This window comes from Vibrio sp. 1288 (genome assembly GCF_033344475.1).
On the sequence record NZ_JAWPOX010000434.1, the window covers coordinates 1 to 745 of the forward strand.

Consider the following 745-nt stretch of genomic DNA (forward strand, 5'->3'; position numbering starts at 1 on the left):
CATCCCAACCGAAATGGTCCACGGTGTAACCAAGAACCGCGTTCGCAGCCACCGCACCGCCTAAGTAACCAAACAAGCCAGTTAGACCAGCAGCAGTACCCGCTGCTTTTTTCGGCGCCAATTCAAGTGCATACAAACCAATCAGCATGACAGGGCCGTAAATCAAGAAGCCAATCGCGATAAGAGCCATCATATCGATTGTTGGGTTGCCCGCTGGGTTGAACCAGTAAACCAATACCGCCAACGTTACCAATACCATGAACAAGATGCCTGCAGGTGCACGACGGCCTTTGAACAGTTTGTCCGAAATCCAACCACACAATAACGTGCCAGGAATACCCGCCCACTCGTATAGGAAGTAAGCCCAAGACGATTTATCTACCGAGAAGTCCTTCGCTTCTTTTAGATAAACGGGTGCCCAGTCCAACACACCGTAACGGATCAAGTAAACAAACGCGTTTGCAATCGCAATCGACCACAACAGTTTATTGTTGAATACGTACTTGAAGAAAATTTCCTTCGCCGTCATTTCTTGTTCATGCGACTTGTCGTAGTCATCTGGGTAGTCATCTTTGTACTCTTCAATCGGCGGTAGACCACAAGACTGAGGCGTATCTCGAACCGTCATCCAAATGAACACCGCAACCAAAGTGGCGAAAAATGCAGGTACATAAAATGCGGTGCGCCAATCATCGTTAAATGCCCACAGACCCAAAATGAATAGTGGACCAATCAAACCGCCACC

The 745-nt window shown here is 48.2% G+C and carries 1 protein-coding gene; it reads right to left on the reverse strand.

The window, feature by feature from the left end; all coding sequences use genetic code 11:
• A partial coding sequence (locus R8O11_RS27230; protein ID WP_318194878.1) for an MFS transporter occupies window positions 1-745 on the reverse strand: 745 nt, incomplete at both ends.